The organism is Tahibacter sp. (assembly GCF_032229445.1).
Lineage (GTDB): Bacteria > Pseudomonadota > Gammaproteobacteria > Xanthomonadales > Rhodanobacteraceae > Tahibacter.
The window spans coordinates 36729-54356 of sequence record NZ_JAVTWC010000028.1 but is presented as its reverse complement, the minus strand read 5'-3'; the positions used below and the strand labels follow the sequence as shown (position 1 = coordinate 54356).

Genomic DNA, 17628 nt, shown 5'->3' with positions numbered 1-17628 from the left:
AGCTGCGCGCTTTGCGCGATGTCGGGGGGAAACGATGCGTCTACTGCTGGGATTGGCCGGACTGCTGGCCGCGATCACAACCACGGCCGCGGCGCAGCCGCGCACCGTGGCGCCCGAGGTGCTTGCGTTGATCCAGGATGACGACCCGTATCCGTTGCCGCGTGGCCTCAGTACCGAGGAGCGCAATCACTGGCGCCTGCCGGATACGTCCCGCCTGCCGTATGCGCCGCCGCCCGGCCGCGTACGCGCCCAGGCCGAGTACGAGGACAACAGCGGCATTCTCGTGCGCTGGGGCTCGCAGAATGCGCTGCTGACGCAGATGACCGTGGCGATCACGACCGGCGACAGCGACGCGGTGGTCTACATCGTCACTACGGGCACCAGCCAGCAGAACAGCGCCGCCGCGACGTTGGCCGGCGCCGGCGCCGACATGGACCAGGTGCGGTTCGTCAGCCAGGCCTGCAGCAGCGGTTGCAGCGTCTGGATGCGTGACTACGGCCCGCGTTTCATCGAGAGCAACGGCCGGCGCGGCGCGGTGGATCACGTCTATAACCGGCCGCGCCCGGTCGACGATGCGTTTCCATCGGTCTGGGCGACCTATTCCGGCGAGCCGAAATATGACATCCCGCTGACCCATGGTGGCGGCAATTTCCACTTGTTCCGCAATCGCGACGCATTCATGACCCGGCTCATCGCCAACGAAAACCCGGGTCTGAGCGAACAGCAGATCAAGGACTACTACCGCGACTACCAGGGACTCGATCTGACCCTGACCGACCCGTTTCCGGCCAGCTACGATTCGACCCAGCACATCGACATGTGGATGCTGCCGCTGGCCGACGGCAAGGTGCTGATCAGCCAGCACGCCAGCACCGACGGCGTGCCCTACACGGTGACCGAGGATACGGCCGCGCAGATGGCGGGCCGCGGCTACACGGTCTACCGTACGCCGGCCTGGCGCAGTGGCGGCGCGCATTACACCTATGCGAATGCCGTGCTGCTGAACAAGGTCGCCCTGGTCTGCCAGTTCAATGGCTATCCCACGCAGAACGCGGCGGCGCTGGCGACGTTCCAGTCGGCGCTGCCCGAACGCAGTGTCGTCGGTGTCGATTGCAGCGGGATCATCGGGTCGGCCGGCGCGATCCACTGCATTGTCATGCATGTTCCCGATCTGCTGTTCCGCGACGATCTGGAGCAGTAGGCTCGTTGCTGCGTAGTGTTGGAAGCAGCGCTACGGACTCGATCGAACCCTCACGGCACGCCAGATGCGCGGCCTTCCGTGGCCGCGCGCAAGGACCCCGCGGTGCGCGGTGCGTTTGGCCCCTGGCGGGTTGCCGGCAGAGGCGTCAGGCCTCTTTCCGATCGAGCGGTGCAGGTAGTGCCTGCGCGTGTCCTGCGGGAATCGATCCACCGCGCAATCGATTCCCGCGGAGTCGTCGGCGGATCCGGTGACGGCTTCTCGGCATTCGGCTACAGACCGTCGATCTTTTCGCCGGCGCTGGGACTCTTGCCCATCGTTTCGCGCAGGTAATTACGCGATTCCTTGTGCGCCTTCACGCGGTCGGCGTAGGTGACGCACTGCTTGACCTTGCGGTTGGAGCCGGTCGGCGCGGAGAACTCGCAGATCAGGCGTCGGCCGTCACGCTGGGTCAGGATCGCGTTGGCGGTTTCCTGGGCCGCGTAGATATCGAGCTGGTCGTCGTCGTCGAGGCTGCTGCCGCTGCGTTTCTGCAGCAGCGCCGTGATGGTCGCGAGTTGTTCGTCGACCTGCCGGCGTTCCTCCGGCGTGGTGAATTCGAAGCGTCCGCCGGGCTTCATCTGCTGTCGTATGGCGGCGGCCTGGTCGTCGAATTTCTGCTGCTTTTCGACATCGACGAAGCGTTCCGAGTTGTCTTTGGCGCCGGCTGCCAGCGACGGCAGCAACAGGGACAGGCTCAGCAGCAACAGGGTTCGTGGCAGTTTCATGGCGATGGTCTCCGTGGAGGAACGGCGTTGGGCACGCACGGGCCGCCGGGCCGGAACAGGATCCCGGACGGGGTTTCAGGACTTGGGTATCCAAAGGCGTTGGCCTTGCGGCCACGTCATGCAGTCCCGCGGCGATCGCCGCGGCATTGGGTTTTCAGCACTTCCCGGGAATGTTGCAGAAATCGGCCGGCGTCCGGCGTATCTGGTCAGAGAAGGTTTGCTGAGTCTCGTCGCGCGACTTCATGTGCTCGGTATAGGTCACGCATTTCTTGATCTTGAAGTTCGAGCCCGTCGGCGCGCGCCTTTCGCAGATCAGGCGGTCGCCGTCGCGTCGGGTCAAAATCGCGTTGGCGTTTTCCTGCGCCTGAAGCAGGTCGAGTTGTTCGTCGCTGCCGAAGCGTTCCGTCTCGCGCCGTTCGAGCATCGCGGCGATCGCATCGAAATGTTCGTTGACCGCTTTTCGTTCCTCCACGGTCAGGTACTGGAAGCGGCCGCCGGGTTTCATCGCATCGCGTATCGCGGCGGCCTGGTCGGCGAACTGCTGTTTGTCGGCCGGATCGACGATCGAACGTTTCTGATCCTTGGCGAACGACAGTGCCGGCACAAGCAGGGCAAGCATGAGCGGCAGCACGAAGCGGAGATGAAACATGGCGGGTCCCCCTGAACACCGAAATGTTCTCGGCGGGGGACAGCCTACGGTTCATCGCCGGAGCTTGTCAACGAATGTTTTCGTACTTTGATTCAAACGTTCGACACTGCGCCGCAGCGAATCGCGAGTCGTTCCAAATAGCGGCGTTCGCCCAGCGATCGGTGCGCAGGCGGCCTCAACAACCCGCGGCGATCGGCGTCACCGTGCACAGCGCCAGCGTCAGATTCTGGTCTTCGTGGGCACTGCGGAATATCACGTCGTTGTTGATCTGCGGCCCGACGCTGACCTGGCCGAACTGGCCGATTGCCGGGTTGACGGTCCAGACGATAGGGTTCGCACCGCTTTGCGGCGAGGTCGCAGTCAACGGAATCAGGATCTCGATCCAGAAGCCGAATGCCATGCGCCAGGCCCCGCTGCCGCTGTTCGGCGGTGCCACGCGCCGGCCGTTCGCGCTGACCGGAAAGCTCTGCGGGCAGCCGTAGGCGGGATCGGTACCGAGGTTGTACAGCGTCGGTCCCTGCGAGCTGCGCGCGAAGCAGAATGCGGGGTTGGCCGTCGACGTCGCGAACTGCACGCCGGCCGGCAATGCGATCTCGATGCCGACGGCGCTGCCGACGCAGGGATTGCCCGGGTGGCTGAGCACGAGGTGGGTGTAGAACACCTCGCCGACGGCGTGAGTCCGGTTGGGCGGCAGGTATGTGAAGCCGGTATAGCCGGCAACCGTCGGCTCTATGTTCTGCGTGATGCACTCGACGTTCGATCCGATGTTGAAGTTCGGAACCCCGTCGAACCAGGACAGCACCGTGTTCGGTGCGGGCGCCGCGGCCGTCGCCGGCCCGGTGCATAGCAGCAGCGTCGCGGCCAGCGCGACGGCAAGGGTACGGTACGGCATCGGTATCTCCAGCGGTGGGCACTACCACCTGCTACGTGGAAACGTGCCGGAAACCCGAATGAGCGAACGCACGGGTCAACCCGCCTTTCTCACACCCGTTCGTAGCGAGGCCGTCGAGGCGCCGTCCTGATGCGCGCCGCGGACTTCAATGACGGCGAAGGCGTAGTCGACACTACGTCGAGCAGGCACGAGGGAGAGCAGCGCGCGTCAGGGCGAGCGTATCGGCGGCTGCAGTAGAAGGGGTGTGAGAAAGGTGGGCAAGCATCGGTTGGCACGTTGGCCGAGGGACTCGTGGAATGTGCGGTGGCCCGCGCGCGTGGCGTAGCCGAGGATAGGCGCGAGGACCCGGGCGGGCCGAGCATCCTGTCAGGCTTCGATCGCGAGCTTGAGCCAGGCGCGTGCCAGACGCAGGTCGCGGTCCACGGTACCTTCGGACACCGCCAGCGTGGCCGCGATCTCGGCACGCGAAAATCCGCCAAAATATACAAGTTCTACCGTGCGCGCGCGCCGGGCGTCCGTGCGGCCCAGTTCGGCCAATGCGGCGTCCACGCGCAACAGTTGCGCGTCGGCTTCGGTGTTCGCGATCTGGTCGGCGGCATCGTCGATGTCGACGCGTTCGATACCGCCGCCGCGCTTGTCGGTGTAGCGGCGGCGCGCGGCATCGACGAGGATCTGGCGCGTCGCCTGCGCGATCACATGGAAAAAATGGCGTCGGTCCTGCCAGTCCGCATCCGCTCCGAGGATGCGCAGCAGCGCTTCGTGCGCGATCTCGGTCGGGGTGAGGGTCGCGCCGGGCGCGCCGCGCAGCGAGTTGGCCGCAATCGCGCGCACCTGGTGATAGACGAGGTTGAGAAGCGATTCGCGCGCGCCCCCGTCACCGGACTGCCAGGCGCGCAGAAGCTGGGTGATCTGGTGCGGGGACGAAGCGAGCATGCGGCCGGACCGGGAACGCCGGCGACGCCGCCGGCAACGCGAATTATCCGGTCTTGCGCGCCCGCAATGCATAGCCGCGGCCACAGTCGCAGCGTCGATCGCGTCACAGTCTTCCGCGCGGCGTGCCGGCGGCCCGCGTGCGACGGCTGGTCGCGGGAGGCACGGCCTGTTCGCCGGAAGCGCCGTCGTGGGCCGTCAGTCCGACCTGTCCATCAGCGCCAGATGCTCGTCGATTGCGGCAATCAGGCGCCGCTGGCGACGAACGTACAGCACCGATCCGACGCATAGCGCGACGACGAGTGCCGCCGCCAGCGCGAGGCGTAGCCACAGCGGCCAACCCAGCGACGTGACCACCGGCGCCGGGCCGCGACTGATCAGCAGGCCGCTGATCAGGCCCAGCGGCAGGAACAGTGGCCCCCACAGCACCATGCGGATCGCGTTGCGCCGGCGCTCGCGCTGCAGCTTCAGCAGCGCGGCGACGGAGTCATTGGCCGCATGCCACAGGCCGCGGCGCAGGCGGTAGTTGATCAGCACCGATGCGGCCAGTGCAGCGATGCCGATACCGATGCCGACGCGTGGCCAGAAGTCCGCGCCGCTCAGGTACAGGCGCGCCGCAAGCGCGACGGCGAGCAGCGCCAGCGCGACGTCCAGCGCCATCATCAGCCGCATGCGGCGGGCCCGGCGCAGCGACGCTCGCTGCAGCGACTCCAGGTCGATGGGCTGCGCGCGCCAGGCCGACGCGAGCGCGCTCCAGTCGTCATCGGGATTCATGGGTGTCTCCCATTTGCTGCGAAAGGTATTTTCTTGCGCGAGTCAGGCGGACGGCGACGTTGCCGGCCGAGATGCCCAGCATGCCGCCGATTTCCTCATGCGAGAGGCCTTCCAGTGCGAGCGTGACGAGTTGGCGCTGGGCCAGCGGCAGACGGCGCACGACGTGGGCAAGGCGCTCGCCGCGCTGCTGCAGGCTCGCACGGTGCTCGGGGCCACGCTGGGGATCGGGCAGGTCCGGCGGCACCTCGTCGCGGGCGAGGTCGCGACGAGCCTGAAGCGCGTGATCGACGGCGCGGCTGTGGGCAATGCGCAGGACGAAGGTCTTCAGGGTGGCATCGCCGCGGAAGCGCGGCAGGCTCTGCCAGATCGCGAGCAGGATTTCCTGACCCAGCTCATCGCGGCGCGCGGCGTTGGCCTCGAACGCGGCGGTGATGCGCGCGATGGCGGCGCCGTGCTCGGCGACGATGGCATCGAGGCTCAGTCGCGGCAGCGTCATGGCAGCCGCGCCCGCGGAGTGTGGCCAGGTTTCATACATTGATCACGTAGCGTTCGCTCGTCAGGCGGTGCGCGGCAAACGCGATGCACGCCGCTGCGAGCGCGAGCGCGACACCCATGGCAGTCGCCGCGTTGGCCGTACCGACTGCACCGTCGCGGGCCATGTCGAGCAGCAGGGTCTGCTCCGCGAGTAGCGGAACGCGGTACCACCAGGCCTGCGGCTCCAGCTCCAGGGCCGGCACGAACGCGGGGACCAATGCGACGACCAGCACCAGCATCATCGACGACTGTGCTTCCTTGAACGAGCGCGAATTCAGCGCGATGGCGATTTGCAGCGCCGGCGCCAGCAGGCATAGCGGCAGGGCGATGAAATACAGCAGCGTGAGATCCAGCGCATCCACCTGCCAAGCCAGTCCGATGTTCTCCAGCGGCAGCGTCTGCAGCATGAAATGCCCGGCGATGAATTCCAGCGCGAGGCCCGCGGCACAGAATACGGCGGCGGCAAGCCATTTGCCGACGATCAGATCCACGCCGCGTATCGGCTGGGCGAGCAGGATTTCCAGCGAACGGCGTTCGCGCTCGCCAGCGCTGCTGTCGATCGCGATGTCCATGCCGAAGTAGAAGACGGCGAGCAAGAAGATGCCGAACAGCACGGCGATATGGCGGCCGGCGCGGGTCGCCGGCGTGGCGATATCGAAACGCTCGACGAGGACGGGGCTCAAGTGCACCAGCGACAGCCCATGGCTGGTCAGGCGCGCCGCGCTCGTCTCGCGGCCATAGGCGTGCAGCACAGCGTTGACGGTTTCCAGTTGCGCCGGCCTGGCGCTGACGCTGTCGTGCCAGAGTTCCAGGCGAGCCGGCTCCTGTGCCGCATAGCGCGCGGCGAAATCCGCGGGCAGGCGGACGATCGCCGCGTGACGGCCGGCGGAGACGGCCTGCTGCAGTGCCGCCTCGTCGCTGGCGTCGACGGTGTCCACCGTGACGCCGGCCTGTTCCAGACGCGCGAGAAGCTGCGGCGCCTGCGCCGCGCCGCTGACGGCGATGCGGATTTGCTCGTTCTCGCTGCGCGCCTTGCGCTCGATGGTGTTGTTCAGCGCGGCCCACATCAGCAGCGGATAGAGCAGGGTCATGAGCGCCAGCGTTCGCAGCGAGCGCCGGTCGCGCAGCGCGTCGCGCAGCTCCTTGTGCAGGACGATCCACCAATGGCGATTCATGCGGCGATTCCTTCTTCGATGCCGGTCAGCGCCACGAAAGCGTCTTCCAGTTGATGGGTGCCGGTGCGGGCGCAGAGTTCGGCGCTGCTGCCGCAGGCCACGCTGCGGCCCCGCGCGACGACGACCACGTCGTCGCAGATCAGGTCGACTTCCTGCATGACGTGACTGGCTAGCACGATGCAGCAGCCCTCGTCGCGCAGGCGCAGCAGTGCCGTGCGCAACGCGCGAGTGCTGGTCACGTCCAGGCCGCGGCCGGGTTCGTCCAGCAGCAGGTTGCCTGGCCGGTGCAGCAGCGCGCGCGCCAGCGCGACCTTCATGCGCTGGCCCTGAGAAAAGCCGGCGGTCCGCCGGTCGATGATGTCGTCCAGCCCGATCAGCGCGGCGATTTCCTGCGTCGCATCCGCGATGGCGGTCGTGTCCATGCCATGCAGGCGGCCGAAATAGGCCAGGTGTTCGCGGGTGGTCAGACGCGGGTATAGCCCGACCCGGTCGGTGACGATTCCCAGGCGTCGCCGCGCCGCGAGCGGTTCGCGGGCGGGATCGGTCGCGTCGATCAGGGCCCGTCCGCGGTCGGCGTTGAGCAGGCCGAACAGGATCCGCAGCGCGGTTGTCTTGCCGGCGCCGTTGGGCCCGAGCAATCCCGTGATGCGGCCGTCATGCGCGACGAACTCCAGGCCGTCCAGTGCCTTTACCGCGCCGAACGATTTGTATACGTTGTCAAAGGTCAGCATGGGCGATTCCTGGTGCGCCGCGCTGCCGGGCGACAGGCACGCATTCGTGAGGCGAAGCCGCCGAGCGCTACCCGTCGCGGGCTGCGGCAAGGCGTGTGGCATGACCCTGCAGACCTTCCGGCCGGCGTTGCGCAGATCGGCCGGGCGGCGGTGCGACGGCGCCTCATGGCGACGCTCCCGCCGCGCTGGTCTGGAATGCCGGCAAGACGATCTCGCCGAGGCAGGTGGCATCGATAGTCCGCAGCGGTGCATCGAGGAAGCGCCGCAGCAGCGCGGGCGCGCAGCCCAGGCCGGATATCACATGTCCGGCGTGCGCCGCGACGACGTGCTGGCCCTGCGGCAAAGTGCGCAGCGCGCGGTCCGCTCGTACCGGCGGCGTGACCGGGTCCAGTGCGCCGGACAGCAGCAGTGCGGGCGGCGTGAGTGTCTGTACCGATGACGGTGGCAATGGCGGCAGCGCCAGTGCGCCGCAAAGCTCGTCGAGCGACGCCAGCCCGGCCGCGCCGAACACGCCGGCCTGGGCTTCGCGGGCGCGCTGAGCTGCGGTCAGGCGCGGCCAGTCCTCGCGGCAGGCAATCGCCAGCAATACGCCAGCCGCCGGCTGCGCTGCGGCCAGGTCGATGCTGCTCGCCTGGATCGCCAGCAGCGGGCGCCAGTCTCCGGCGTCGGCGCGGGCGATCAGGTACGGCAGCTGTGCGGCACCGCGCGTCGAATACAGCAGATGGCGGATCGTCTGCAGCAGGCGCTGGCGCGAAATCCGCACGTGGGCGGGCTGGCCGCTGCGTGGGTGCGCGAGCGTGGTCGCTGCGGCGTCGGCATCGAGTCGCTGCAGCACGTCACGCAGTTGCGTGCGCAATGCCGGAAACGCGCGCCCACAATCGGCATCGTCCGTACAGCGCTGCAACACAGCGTCGAGCGCGGCCTGGAACTGGTAGCTCTCGGCACCGATGATCAGATCGGCATCCACGACACCGTCCAGTATCAGGCTGCGCACGGTCGTCGGATAACGCTGCGCATAGGCCTGGGCCAGGCGCGAACCGTACGAGGCGCCCCAGAGGTTGATCCGTGCGTAGCCGAGCGATAGGCGCACGCGCTCCAGGTCCTCGACCGCGGCTGCGGTGGTATGCAGCAGCAGATCCGGGCCGAAGCCTTTCAGGCAGGCCAGCGTGGACGCCTGCAGCTCGCTGTCGCGGAGGGTGAGTGCATCGGCGTCGTCGGCGCAGCCGAGCCGGCCCGAGCGTCCGGTGCCGCGCTGGTCGATGAACACGATGTCGCGACTCGCGCGCACCTTGGCCAGTGCGGTGTCGAGCAGAAACACGATATCGCTGCCGGCCTGGCCGGGACCGCCGGCGAGCACGAACAGCGGATCCGCCTCGGCGCGCGTGCGGATCGAGCGGGCAACGGCGACATGGATGTCGAAGCTGCCGCGGCTGGCGTCGGCGTAGTCACGCGGCACGGCAATCGCGGCGCAGTGCAGGGCGTCGCGCTCGCCGGGCAGGTGACAGGTTTGCCACGCTGGTGCGGCCGCCAGGCCGAGAGGCATCCCGAGCAAGGCGGCCAGGCCAATCCGAAAAATCCATATGCGCATCAGGTCGCCTCGGCATGGTCGTTATGTCTGTAGTCCGGCCGCGGCGAAAAACCTTACACGCGAAATTTTTGTCGGCCGATGCGCGCGGCGTACCGGAAATGCGCTAGCGTGCGGCGCGCCGCGCAGACGCGCTTGCGTAACGAACGACAGGGGAAGTTCACCGCCATGCCCGACTCCAGTCCCGATAGCCGGCTTTCCCGCGCAGTCAGTGCGAAGCGTGTGCTCGCGCTGTTGGCGCTCGTCATCGGCATACCCGTCGCGGTCGTCGGTGTGCTCGCCGTCTATACGTATGTCGCGGACAGCGGTGCATCGCGATGGTTCGCGCGCGAAGGCGTCGCGTCGCCGCCGCCGCCGCCGGTCGCGCCAGCGACGTTTGAGAATGCGCGCAAGCAGCTGCGCGAGGGACTGGTAATCGTCGCGCCGAATGTTCCACGCGCGCCGCACCGGCCGCCGCTGCAGCCGGGCGACGAGTTCTATCGCCAACTGCAGGCCGGCATCCTCGCGGATTCCGGTGCCCTGGGCATGAGCGACGGCGAGGCGACGCATGCGCAGATGCGCCGCTTCGTGCGCCAGGGCGATGTGCTGGCGCGCAGGCTCCACGCCGTGCGCGAGTACGGTCCCGGCTGGAACCTGTTCGGCGGCAGTTCGGGCGCCGCCTGGCAGGAGTACATCCACTGGTGCATTCGCCTGCGCTATGAACCCGGCGAAGAGAACGAGTACGCGTATGCGCTCTGGCGCCTGGGCAACGAGCCTTTCGGTGAGTCGCTGGGGTTGCCGCGACTGGGTCGCGATCTTTCCGTCACGCCGGGCAACGCCGCGAACCACATCGAGCCGCTGCGCTGGCAGGGCCTGCTGATTCCGCTGCAGACGCTGTGGCACGGCGAGGGCAAGTACGGCGATCGGACCATCCGGCGCAGCTGGCAGATCCTGCCGGACTCGCCCATTTGCGACACGGCGCGAGCCGCGGCGGAGGCCGCCGCGCGAACGCCGGAGGCGGTTGCACGCTGATCCGGCGGCTGGGCCCGACACCACGGCGCCGATGTGAGCGGCTCACGGCACGTCGGCTTTCGCGCGCGCCGGTGAATTTGTTGCTTTTGATGCATTTGGTGCCGGCCGCGTCGTGATATGCGCAGTGCTGCGCAGGGCAGCTGCGTTTCCTACAGGCAGGCGGCGGTCTCGGCGACGTCGCCGATGCACAGCGGCTGCGCCGGTGACGGAGCCGCCTGCGGCAGGCCCTGCGACAGGTCGTCGGCATAGTCCGGGGCGCCGGCATAGGGCGAGCGCAGATGCAGATGCCAGCCGCGCGCGGCGAGGGCGCGCTGCGCGGCGGTCGAGGCCTCGCCGCCGACCAGCACGGTCTTGTCTTCCACGCGGAACTGCGGCGCGGCGAAGAACTCACCCATGTCGGCGGTCCAGCTCAGCCAGTCCAACGGTAGCGGCAGCAGCAGGTGGCCGTCGTCGCCGCGCCAGGCCAGCGCCGCGCCGACCACGAACAGTTCGCCGCGATGAGCCGACTCGTGGCGCTGCCCGCCGCCGTCGGCCGCGCCGCGGCGTATCTCGCTGCCTTGCGCCGCGCCGCGGCGCATCAGGCGCAGCGCATTGACGAGATAGCGCGCTTCGAGTTCCGAGCGCGTGCCGGCGCCGATCTCGATCAGATCATTGCAGCCGCGCGCCGGCTTGAGCGCGTCGAGTTCGTCGGCCAGCGCCGTGCGCAGGCTGTCGTTGAAACCACCGCGACGCAGGAACTGGCGCAGCGCGAATTCGTCGCTGCACCAGCGCGCCAGGCGCTGCCGGTTGCGCTCGCGCAGGTTGTCCTCGTCGAGCTCCCAGACCAGCGCGTTGAGCTGGCCGCCGACGGACATCACTTCGGCCGCGGTGCCGCCGACCGCGTCGAGCGCGGCACCGCCGCTGAAGTTGCCGACGACCGCGGCCCAGGCCAGCGTGTCGAGACGCTCGCGCAGCAGCGGGTTGCTCGAACTCGGATCGACGCCGAGGTGCCGCGCCATCTCGCGGCGCATCTTGCCGTAGTCGAGCTGGCGCTTCGCCTCGCGGCCGATCTCCTTGCCGACGCTGCCGTACCACGGTTTGTCGGGCTTGGGCGCCGTGATGCCGGGCAGCGGCGCGCGCGTGGCACTCATCGGCGCCTGCGGCGTGCGGAACGGATCGCCGTCGGCACCGAACTCGCGCGCAGCCCGATCGCCGACGGATTGCGCGCGGCCGCTCCAGCGCTCGACCTGCTTACGGAAATACCGCGCGACCCCGGCGGGCAGTCCGGTCACGGTGCCGATCGGATGCGACACGACCTGCCAGATCGATTTGCCGGTCTTCCTGAATTTCTCGCCGAACGCATGGGCGAACGCCGCGCCGCGGCTGGCGCGCTCCAGGGTTTCGATCGCGGGGATTTCCGCCTGACGGATCGCGAGCAGTTCCACGCTCTCCGCCGCAAGCGGCCCGAACGGCGTATCCAGCGCGAAGCGTGCCATGTAGCCGTGCACGGTCGCCTGCGGCGCGACGGTCGCGTTGGGTGCCGACAGCAGCGACGGCTGCACGATCGCGGCAGCGTCGAGGGTGGGTTCGGTCTCGAACGACTCTTCCGCGTGCAACGACACCGCGGCCAGCGCAAACATGGTCGCGGCGATACGCTGTAGAAGGCATTGCGGTTTCATGCGGCGGCGCAGGCAGGCGGCAGGGAAGGGTCGCCGGCGCCCGCGCAACGGTTCGCCGGCTTTTTCGCAGGCATTAGAGAACCTCTGGAAAAAGGCGGAATCTGGCTTTGGATTTTGGAGCCCCCTTGAGTAAAGGGGGCGGCCAAATGCTTGCGCAGCAAGCGTTTGGCGGGGTTGTGGGGATAAGCAGCTGGGCGTAGGAGCCGCGCTGTAGATACTTGTTCAGGTCTTCCTTAGTTCCAGCTGCACACGACCTTGCCGCAGTTGCCTACTTCCATGAGGTCGAAGCCGCGCTGGAAGTCGTCGATGTGAATCTGGTGGGTCAGCACCTTGGCCAGCGGAAAGCCGGTCAGCACCATCTGGGTCATCTTGTACCAGGTCTCGTACATGCGCCGGCCGTAGATGCCCTGCAGCGTGAGGCCCTTGAAGATGACCTTGTCCCAGTCGATGCCCGCGCCCTTGGGCAGGATGCCGAGCAGGGCGATCTTGCCGCCGTGGTACATGCAGTCGAGCATGTCGTTGAATGCGCGCTGGTTGCCGCTCATTTCCAGGCCGACGTCGAAGCCCTCGATGTGGAGTTCCTTGACCACGTCGTTGAGCGACTGCTTGGAGACGTTGACGACGCGCGTCGCGCCCATTTCCGCGGCGAGCTTTAGGCGGTAGTCGTTGACGTCGGTGACGACGACATTGCGCGCGCCGACATGCTTGCAGATGCCGGCGGCGATGATGCCGATGGGGCCGGCACCGGTGATCAGCACGTCCTCGCCGATCACGTCGAATTCCAGCGCGCAGTGCGCGGCATTGCCGTAGGGATCGAAGAACGCGGCCAGTTCGGACGGAATCTGGTCGGGAATCGGCCAGAGGTTTGCCGCTGGCATGGAAATGTACTCGGCAAATGCGCCGTTGCGCGTCACGCCGATACCGATGGTATTGGGGCAGAGGTGCTGGCGTCCGGCGCGGCAGTTGCGGCAGTGGCCGCAGACGATATGGCCTTCGGCCGAGACGCGCTGCCCGACGTTGTAGCCGCGTACGCCGGCGCCCATGTCGACGATGCGCCCGACGAATTCGTGGCCGATGACCAGGCCCGGCTTGATCGTGCGCTGCGACCACTCGTCCCACTTGTAGATATGCAGGTCGGTGCCGCAGATCGCGGTCTTCTCGAGTTTGACCAGGACGTCGTTCGGGCCGATCTCGGGCATCGGCACTTCTTCCATCCAGATGCCCTTGGCCGCTTCGCGCTTGACCAGGGCTTTCATCATCTTGGACATGGGGCAAACCTCGGCTGGGGGCCGCGATTATAGGCGTGGCGCGAGTCGGCTGCGCCGGCCTCGGCCGCACGTGCGCGCGCCCGGGTTCAGGCGCACCGGGGGAGGACAGGTCCGGACGCCTGACGCGGCTATTCCTGCACCAGCCACTCCACGCGATGCTGGCCGAAGCGTCCCTGCGAGAGGTGCTGCGCCAGTACCGGCAGCAGCTCCTCGAGCTGGCGGTCGAATTTCCACGGCGGATTGATGATGGCCATGCCGCTGCCGTTGAGGCGCAGCGCCGAGTTGTCCGGATGGACCAGCAGCTCGGCGATCACGACTTTCGGAAAGCCGCTGCCCTTGAGCCAGCGGTGGAAGCTGGCCAGCTGCTGGCGCAGCTTGATCGGATACCAGACCGCGTAGATGCCGTTGGGCCAGCGCGCCTGCGCCTGTCTCAGCGTGGTCTCGATGATGCGGAACTCGCCGTCCTGCGCTTCGAACGGCGGATCGATCAGGACCAGGCCGCGCTTTTCCTTCGGCGGAAGCAGGGCCTTGAGCGCTTCGTAGCCGTCGCGCTCGTGCACCGCGACGCGCGCGTCGGAACGGAATAATGCGCGCAGTGCAGCGGCTTCGTCGGGCTGCAGCTCGCAGAGCTGGGCCCGGTCCTCGTCGCGCAGCAGCAGGCTGGCCAGTAGCGGCGAACCCGGGTAGACCGCGATATCGTGGCTGGGGCGGCTGCCGTTGAGTGCGCGTACGAGATTCAGGTAGACATGCAGCGCGGCCGGCAGTCGCGGCGCGTCGAGCAGCCGCAGCACACCGTCGGCGAATTCCCGGGTCTTGCGGGCTTCCTCGCCGTGCAGGTCGTAGCGGCCGCGGCCCGCGTGCGTATCGACGTAGCAGAATGGCGTCTGCTTCTGCTTGAGCGCTTCGATGAGGCCGACCAGCACGCTGTGTTTGAGCACGTCGGCGAAATTGCCTGCGTGATACGCATGCCGGTAGTTCATGGGCTCTCCTTGGCGCCGCTGCCGCGGCAGTATAAGGGCCGCCGGTGTTGCAGCGGACGCCGTTGGTGCCGCCCGACATGACTTCCGGCACCTACGCGCGTACGGCAACATGCGACAGTTCGTGCCTGTCGTTCGTTACCGTTGTCGGGGAATTCCATGAAGCGCCTGTTGAAATGGCTGATTAGCCTGTTGTTGATCCTGGTCGTGGGCATTGGCCTGCTGTTCGTCCATGTCTGGTATTTCAAGCCGGCCAAACTGGACTGGTTCTATACCCGCGTCTTCGCCAAGTTCGCGGTCAGCAATCCGGAAATGCTGTCCAGCATGCGCATCCTGCCGCAGTGGATGGATTTCTACAGCGACGATTTCGCCGATGCGTCGCCGGCCGAGGAGGAGCGCCAGGTCCAGATTCTCAAGGAAAGCCACGACATGCTGCTGAGCTACGACCGCAGCGCGCTCGATGTCGACGGCAAGCTTTCCTACGACGTGCTCGAGTACTTCCTGCGCATCCAGGTCGAGGGCGACAAGTTCCGCGGCTACGGCTATCCGGTCAACCAGATGTTCGGCATCCAGAGTGCGCTGCCGGACTTCATGGCCCAGCAGCACCCGGTTGCGAGCAAGGGTGAGGCCGAGGACTACATCAAGCGCCTCGGCAAGTTCCCGCTCAAGTTCGACCAGACCCTGGAATACCTGCGCCTGTACGAAAGCAAGGGCATCTGGCCGCCGCGGTTCACAGTGGACAAGGTCATCACGCAGATGCAGGGCTTCATGGCCATGCCGCCGCGCGAAAACACGTTGTACACGACGTTCAAGGAAAAGCTCGACAAGATCCCCGCGGGCGACATGGACCAGGCCACGCGCGACGACCTGCTCGCCCGCGTCGAGGCGGCAGTCAAGGACAGCGTATATCCGTCCTACCAGAAGCTGATCGCCTACGAGGAAGGCCTGCGCGGCAAGGCCGACGGCAACTACGGCGCCTGGCATCTGCCCAACGGCGATGCCTACTACGCCTGGTGCGTGCGCAACCACACCACGACCGAAATGACCGCCGACCAGATCCATACGATAGGCCTGGCGGAAGTCGCGCGCATCAGCACCGACATGGACGCGATCCTGCGCGACCAGGGCCTGGTCGACGGCACCATCGGTGACCGCGTGCGTCAGGTGACGGCACGTCCGGACCAGTTGTTCGCGGACACGCCGGAAGGCAAGAAGGAGCTGCTGGCGCATTTCCAGGCCATCATCGACGACATCGACGGCAAGCTCGGTCCGGCCTTCGACATCCGTCCCAAGCTCGGCGTGAAAGTCGAGGCCGTGCCGGAATTCGCCCAGGCCACCGCGCCGGGCGCGTATTACCAGCCAGGCGCGTTCGACGGTTCGCGGCCGGGCGTGTTCTACGCCAACCTGCGCAACGTGGCGGAGCTGCCGAAGTTCACGATGCGGACGCTGGCCTACCACGAAGCGATTCCGGGCCATCACTTCCAGATCGCGATCCAGCAGGAACTCAAGGGCGTGCCGTTCTTCCGCCGCATACTGCCGTTCACCGCGTTCTCGGAAGGCTGGGCGCTGTATACGGAACGCCTGGCCTGGGAACTCGGCTTCCAGAACGCGCCGCTGGACAACCTCGGCCGCCTGCGCGACGAGATGATGCGCGCGGTGCGCCTGGTCGTGGACACCGGCATCCACTCGAAGAAGTGGACGCGCGAGCAGGCCGTGCAGTACATGCTCGACAACACGGGCATGGTCGAAACCGACGTCGTCGCCGAGATCGAGCGCTACTTCGTCGCGCCGGGCCAGGCGCTGGGCTACAAGGTCGGCATGATCAAGATCCTGGAGCTGCGCGAAAAGGCGAAGAAGGAGCTCGGCGACAAGTTCGATATCCGCCAGTTCCACAACGTGGTGCTCAAGACCGGTGCATTGCCGATGGTGCTGCTGGAGCGCACCGTCGACGAGTGGATCGCCAAGACCAAGGGCGCGTGAGCGACGCGCTGCGCATCGAACGGCTGCACGGTGCGGCGGTGACGCCGCACCTCGACGCCGTCGCCGCGCTGCGCATCGCGGTGTTTCGCGACTGGCCCTATCTGTACGAAGGCAGCGCGACCTACGAAGCGGACTATCTCGCGACGTATGCGCGCTCGCCGCGCAGCCTGTTCGTGCTGGCGTTCGATGGCGGGAACATCGTCGGTGCCTCCACCGCCGTCCCGCTCGCCGACGAAGTGGCGGCCTTCCAGCAGCCCTTTCTCGGCCGCGGCCTTGCACTCGGCCGCGTGTTCTACTTCGGCGAATCGGTGTTGCTGCCGGCCTGGCGCGGCCAGGGGCTGGGTCACACTTTCTTCGATGCGCGCGAGGCGCGGGCGCGCGAACTCGGCTTCGACACGACCGCATTCTGCGCGGTCGAGCGCGATGCGCACGATCCGCGCCGGCCAGCCGGCCATCGCGACAACGATGCGTTCTGGCGCAAGCGCGGCTATGTGCGCCAGGACGACATGGTCTGCAGGCTGGAATGGCAGGAAATCGACGCGCCGCGGCCTCAGGCGCATGCGCTGCGATTCTGGCTGCGCGAGCCGGAACGGGTCTGATGCGTATCGCCACGGCGCAATGGCGCATAGAGCGTCCATCCAGCTTTGCCGCGTGGCGTGATCGCGTGCGCGACGAGCTGGCCGCTGCCGCTGCGCAGGGCGCCGAACTCGTGCTGCTGCCGGAATACCTCGCGCTCGAACTTGCGGGCCTGTTCGCACCTGCGATCCATACGGATTTCCTCGCCTCGCTCGATGCGCTGCAGGGGCTGTACGCGGACTGGCAGGCGTCGTTTGCGAACCTGGCACGCGAGACCGGTCTGCACGTGCTCGCCGGCACCTTCCTGCTGCGCCAACCCAACGGGCGCTACCGCAATCGCGCCGAACTGTATGCACCCGATGGCCGGCGCTGGTTCCAGGACAAGCTGGTCCTGACCGGTTTCGAACGCGGCTTCCCGGTCATCGAGCCTGGCGACCAGCTGCAGGTATTCGACACTGCACTCGGCCGCATCGGCGTCAACGTCTGCTACGACAGCGAGTTCCCGCTGTTCGCGCGGCGCCAGTACGAAGCCGGTGCGCGCCTGCTGCTCGTGCCGAGCTGCACCGATACGCCGGCCGGCGCGACACGCGTACGCGTCGGCTGCCGCGCGCGCGCCCTCGAAAACCAGATCCACGTCGTGCAGTCGGTCACCGCGGGCGAGGCAGCCTGGAGTCCGGCGCTGGACACGAATACCGGTGTCGCCGCGGTGTTTGCGCCGAGCGATCGTGGCCTGCCCGACGACGGCATCGTCGCGCAGACCCTGGCCGGCGAAACCTGGTGCATCGCCGATATCCACGCGGCCGCGCTCGATGCGGTCCGCCAGGAGGGACAGGTTGCCAACGCCGCCGACTGGGACGCGCAACTGCGTCCGCACCTGCTCAACGTGCGGGCATACTGAAGCCGATCGGTTGCTACCGCGGAAG

General features: G+C 67.3%; 17 protein-coding genes. 5 read left to right on the top strand and 12 right to left on the bottom strand.

The features are described from left to right. Window positions 1-34: 34 nt before the first annotated feature. Window positions 35-1201: an agmatine deiminase family protein gene (locus RUU78_RS06520; protein WP_313914883.1), complete on the top strand. Its 1167-nt coding sequence runs from the start codon at window positions 35-37 to the stop codon at window positions 1199-1201. Window positions 1202-1470: 269 nt separating this feature from the next. On the opposite strand, the gene RUU78_RS06515 is transcribed toward RUU78_RS06520, so the two are convergent. The 9 genes from RUU78_RS06515 to RUU78_RS06475 all read right to left on the bottom strand — a co-directional run bounded on the left by RUU78_RS06515 (window position 1471) and on the right by RUU78_RS06475 (window position 9238). After that, window positions 1471-1965, bottom strand: coding sequence for a hypothetical protein (locus RUU78_RS06515; RefSeq protein ID WP_313914881.1), 495 nt, complete (start codon window positions 1963-1965; stop codon window positions 1471-1473). Between the two features lie 154 nt (window positions 1966-2119). Further along, the gene (locus tag RUU78_RS06510) at window positions 2120-2614 is read right to left on the bottom strand and encodes a hypothetical protein (RefSeq protein ID WP_313914879.1); all 495 of its coding nucleotides are present in this window, start codon (window positions 2612-2614) and stop codon (window positions 2120-2122) included. Window positions 2615-2789: 175 nt separating this feature from the next. After that, window positions 2790-3506, bottom strand: coding sequence for a hypothetical protein (locus tag RUU78_RS06505; RefSeq protein ID WP_313914878.1), 717 nt, complete (start codon window positions 3504-3506; stop codon window positions 2790-2792). Between the two features lie 366 nt (window positions 3507-3872). Next, window positions 3873-4439: an ECF-type sigma factor gene (locus RUU78_RS06500; protein WP_313914876.1), complete on the bottom strand. Its 567-nt coding sequence runs from the start codon at window positions 4437-4439 to the stop codon at window positions 3873-3875. Between the two features lie 195 nt (window positions 4440-4634). Further along, window positions 4635-5210, bottom strand: a complete 576-nt coding sequence (locus tag RUU78_RS06495) for a hypothetical protein (RefSeq protein ID WP_313914874.1) — start codon at window positions 5208-5210, stop codon at window positions 4635-4637. Beyond that, window positions 5197-5706: a sigma-70 family RNA polymerase sigma factor gene (locus tag RUU78_RS06490; protein ID WP_313914872.1), complete on the bottom strand. Its 510-nt coding sequence runs from the start codon at window positions 5704-5706 to the stop codon at window positions 5197-5199. The genes RUU78_RS06495 and RUU78_RS06490 overlap by 14 nt, the downstream gene beginning before the upstream one ends. A gap of 31 nt (window positions 5707-5737) precedes the next feature. Further along, window positions 5738-6919, bottom strand: a complete 1182-nt coding sequence (locus RUU78_RS06485; RefSeq protein WP_313914870.1) for an ABC transporter permease subunit — start codon at window positions 6917-6919, stop codon at window positions 5738-5740. Continuing rightward, window positions 6916-7650: an ATP-binding cassette domain-containing protein gene (locus RUU78_RS06480; RefSeq protein WP_313914868.1), complete on the bottom strand. Its 735-nt coding sequence runs from the start codon at window positions 7648-7650 to the stop codon at window positions 6916-6918. Before RUU78_RS06480 ends, RUU78_RS06485 begins: the two co-directional genes overlap by 4 nt. Window positions 7651-7813: 163 nt before the next feature. Beyond that, on the bottom strand, window positions 7814-9238 hold the full coding sequence (locus RUU78_RS06475) for an alpha/beta fold hydrolase (RefSeq protein WP_313914866.1): 1425 nt from the start codon (window positions 9236-9238) through the stop codon (window positions 7814-7816). Window positions 9239-9403: 165 nt separating this feature from the next. Between RUU78_RS06475 and RUU78_RS06470 the strand changes: the two genes are divergently transcribed. Then, entirely contained in the window at window positions 9404-10246 is an 843-nt protein-coding gene (locus RUU78_RS06470) for a hypothetical protein (protein WP_313914864.1), read from the top strand. 149 nt (window positions 10247-10395) lie between these two features. Here RUU78_RS06470 and RUU78_RS06465 read toward each other — a convergent pair whose 3' ends face one another. The 3 genes from RUU78_RS06465 to rlmJ all read right to left on the bottom strand — a co-directional run bounded on the left by RUU78_RS06465 (window position 10396) and on the right by rlmJ (window position 14152). Further along, on the bottom strand, window positions 10396-11904 hold the full coding sequence (locus RUU78_RS06465) for a hypothetical protein (protein WP_313914862.1): 1509 nt from the start codon (window positions 11902-11904) through the stop codon (window positions 10396-10398). Window positions 11905-12137: 233 nt separating this feature from the next. Next, a complete protein-coding gene (tdh, locus tag RUU78_RS06460) occupies window positions 12138-13160 on the bottom strand; it encodes an L-threonine 3-dehydrogenase (protein ID WP_313914964.1) in 1023 nt (340 codons plus the stop codon). A 140-nt stretch (window positions 13161-13300) separates the two neighbouring features. Then, window positions 13301-14152 (bottom strand): 23S rRNA (adenine(2030)-N(6))-methyltransferase RlmJ, encoded by an 852-nt coding sequence (rlmJ, locus tag RUU78_RS06455; RefSeq protein WP_313914860.1) that lies wholly within the window; start codon window positions 14150-14152, stop codon window positions 13301-13303. Window positions 14153-14308: 156 nt separating this feature from the next. On the opposite strand from rlmJ, the gene RUU78_RS06450 reads away from it, so the two are divergent. The 3 genes from RUU78_RS06450 to RUU78_RS06440 are packed head-to-tail and all read left to right on the top strand — an operon-like array spanning window position 14309 to window position 17603. Next, window positions 14309-16129 (top strand): DUF885 domain-containing protein, encoded by a 1821-nt coding sequence (locus RUU78_RS06450; RefSeq protein ID WP_313914858.1) that lies wholly within the window; start codon window positions 14309-14311, stop codon window positions 16127-16129. Beyond that, complete coding sequence (locus RUU78_RS06445; RefSeq protein ID WP_313914856.1) at window positions 16126-16728, top strand: GNAT family N-acetyltransferase; 603 nt, start codon at window positions 16126-16128, stop codon at window positions 16726-16728. The genes RUU78_RS06450 and RUU78_RS06445 overlap by 4 nt, the downstream gene beginning before the upstream one ends. Next, window positions 16728-17603, top strand: coding sequence for a carbon-nitrogen hydrolase family protein (locus RUU78_RS06440; RefSeq protein WP_313914855.1), 876 nt, complete (start codon window positions 16728-16730; stop codon window positions 17601-17603). The genes RUU78_RS06445 and RUU78_RS06440 overlap by 1 nt, the downstream gene beginning before the upstream one ends. Window positions 17604-17628 lie beyond the last annotated feature (25 nt).